This window comes from Pseudomonas sp. NPDC087336, from assembly GCF_044744285.1.
In the GTDB taxonomy this organism is placed as follows: Bacteria; Pseudomonadota; Gammaproteobacteria; order Pseudomonadales; family Pseudomonadaceae; genus Aquipseudomonas.
Genome location: NZ_JBIUYA010000068.1, coordinates 1 through 3,031, shown reverse-complemented (window position 1 = coordinate 3,031; position 3,031 = coordinate 1). Strand labels below are relative to the sequence as shown.

Annotated in this window: 2 protein-coding genes; both read right to left on the bottom strand. The window is 55.2% G+C overall.

Annotated features, from left to right (window positions below; genetic code table 11):
• Positions 1 to 1,025 precede the first annotated feature (1,025 nt).
• Positions 1,026 to 2,570, bottom strand: coding sequence for an IS66 family transposase (gene tnpC, locus ACIO0C_RS31135; RefSeq protein ID WP_401318339.1), 1,545 nt, complete (start codon positions 2,568 to 2,570; stop codon positions 1,026 to 1,028).
• A 16-nt stretch (positions 2,571 to 2,586) separates the two neighbouring features.
• Complete coding sequence (gene tnpB / locus ACIO0C_RS31130; RefSeq protein WP_401318336.1) at positions 2,587 to 2,946, bottom strand: IS66 family insertion sequence element accessory protein TnpB; 360 nt, start codon at positions 2,944 to 2,946, stop codon at positions 2,587 to 2,589.
• Between the last annotated feature and the right edge of the window lie 85 nt (positions 2,947 to 3,031).

Below are 3,031 nucleotides of genomic sequence, written 5' to 3'. Positions count from 1 at the left end.
GTATCCGCTCCATGAACCCCACATTCCAAGCCGCCATCTGATGCCCGAAGCTATGCTCCCGACTTCTCTACTTGTGGCACAAAATTGCCAAAATTTGTATTCGTCCGGGCATCCCGTCTTGCACTCTGGAGAGCAGGAAAACAGAGGGAACACGTAGGTCAGTTCGTATAATTACATTAGACGGTGTTTTAACTGGTTTCCGTCCCCCCAATTTGGCACTGATTCGAGTGTGTTTTCAGCCTCCCTCCATCGGTTTGCCACGCCATCGGGTGAGGCGGGCGGATTTATGCGCCGAAATGCTCTCGACTTGTTTTCGCGATATTGCACGAGTGATCAATACCGGCATCGCGCGGGCCTTGTTTCTGAAATCCCAATCGGCTGTGCGTCTTTATCAAGCTCCGCATAATTATATTGGCCATGTTTTAGCTTTGGCTTGGCCCCCATTTCGAGACTAGGAAACTGGAGCCCCATGCTGGTTTGACCGGTGCAGGCGTGAATGAACCTGAATTGGGTCCATGTGCGCCACGGCAATATCGCCCTCGGTGCGATATGAGTGCTGATCTGGTTTGTGTCGGGGCGTTAGGGGGGGCATCCGGGTTGAGAGGGTGTGGCGTAGGTGCGTCTACGGTGCTTTCAGTTGAAAGTCGTCGAGAAATAAACGGCGTTTTTAGGTGCGGATCAGGGCTTGTTGAGTGCTCAGTGGGGGCTTATAAGGGTTGGGTGAGTGTGGTGCGGGGCGTTCTCGGGTTTATATGGAGTGGTGACGGTGCAGGTCGGGGCAGAGAGCGCACCCAAAGCACCCAAACTGCCAAGAAGGATGTTGCCGGAGGGAAGCCTGCTCGGCTCCTTCCGAAGATAGCTGAGCTGTCCGAGAACTTTGCGGAACAGTTTCGTGTGTCTGCCATCACGAGAGGCGGCATCCTCCACCTGATTCACCGTGCCTGGAGAACTTGGCGGTACATCGAAGGACGTCGAAAGGTCCTAGCCTACGATACGATCCATACACCCCATGGTAGGGTTCAGGCTTAACGTCGTATCTCTGGCGAGCAGTTCCACGGCAGCAGCGCTTCATAATCCGCCACCGACTGCGCATGTGGTAACTGCTCCAGTACGTGGCGCAGCCACGTATAAGGCTCTTGGCCGTTGACTTTGGCGGTCTCCACCAGGCTGTAGATCTGAGCACTGGCGGTGGCGCCTTTGGGCGTGTCGCTGAACAGCCACGCCTTGCGACCGATAACAAACGGTTTTATCGCTCTTTCGGCCGTATTGTTGTCGATCGGTAAAAAACCGGCTTCCACGTACCGCTCCAGCCGGCTCCAGTTGCTGGCAAGATAGTTAACAGCCTTGCCCAGCACACTTTGTGGCGTGACTTGGGGCTGCGTTTTCTCCAACCAGCTTTTCAACTGAGCCAAGATCGGTACGCTCTTTTGCTGACGGCCGATTAAACGCTGTTCATCATCGCCGTCCTTGAACTCGCGCTCGAGGCCGTACAGTTTGTTGATCATTGTTAGGGCGATATCGGCACGTCCCGTCTTGCCCTTGGGCTGCACTTTTTGCGCGTCGACGAACTTGCGCCGCGCGTGGGCCATGCACGCCAATCGCTCCACACCTGGCTGTAACGCCAAGGCGTTGTAACCCGCGTAATCATCAGTCATGACGTAGCCACGATAACTTTCCAGCAGGCGCAACGGCACTTCCTGCGCACGGCTGGAGGTGTAGTCGAACAACACAACTTTGCGATCCGGCGACCCGCTGGCTTGCACCCACATCCAGGATTGGCTGGTTGGGTCTCGATCCGGTTCTTTAAGTACCTGGACGCGGGTTTCATCACAGTGGATGACCCGACTTTCCAGCAGCCGATCTCGCATTAGATTCAATAACGGCTGCAAGTGCTCGCCGCACTGGATGACCCACCGCGCCAAGGTTTGGCGAGGGATGTCCACACCATGCCGGGCAAGCACGGTTTCGAAACGGTGTAGCGGCAGGCCGTCGACGTATTTAGTGGTCAACAACATCGCCAAGACACTCGGACTGGCCATGCTCTTTTCGAGTAACTGAGCCGGTTTGTCAGCAGTGACCGGCGGCGCTTCACAACCACGACACCCGTAGACTTTGCGGATGTGTTTGATCACGCGGATTTGCATCGGCACGATATCCAGCTGCTCGCTGGTTTCTTCGCTGACGACATGCTTACGGCAACCGCAGGCACACATCAGTTCATGCTCGGGAAGTTCGTGGATGATTTCGATGCGCGGCAGATCAGCAGACAGAGGCTTGCGCTTGCCACGACGCGAAGTCGGAGCAACAACTTCTTCGTCAGCGTCGCCGATTGAAGACATCGGCTCGCTTTCGGGCTCGTTGAACAACGCCAGTTGAGGGGTATTGGGTTCAACGGTCTGCTCGGATTTGCGACCGAACAAACGGTCGCGCAGCAGTTTGATCTGTTCTTTCAAATCGACGATATGAGTTTGGTATGCCTCAGCAGTTACCTGCTGACGACTGAGCGCCTCAAGCAACATTTGCTTGAGCAGAACAGGGTCATCAGGGAGGTCTTCGGGCATCAAATTCATGCCCGGATTATACCCGTCAGGCGACGAATCTTGGAGTTAAAACCTTATGCGGACGGTTGCGCCAGAGATCAAATCCATCCAGTAGCCAGTTCAGTTCTTGGACGGTCAGCACGATAGCCTCGTCCACCTCATCGGGTGAAGTTTTGAAACGCTCGGACTCCAGGCGCTTGAGCCAAAGGCAGAAGCCGTTGCGCTCCCAGTACAACACTTTGACGCGGTTACGGTAGCGATTCAGAAAAACAAAGAGCACGGGGTCGAACACCGCGACCTTGATATCCAGTTCGACCAGCGCTGCCAGGCCATCGATGGATTTTCGAAAATCTACCGGCTTTGGGTAGAGGTACACTTTTTCAACGCTGGCATTGGGACGCATCATGGTGACGGGCTCCTGATGGAAATCGGGAGCACAGCATCAGCTGTCAGCTATCCGCTTGGAATGTGGGGTTCATGGAGCGGATACG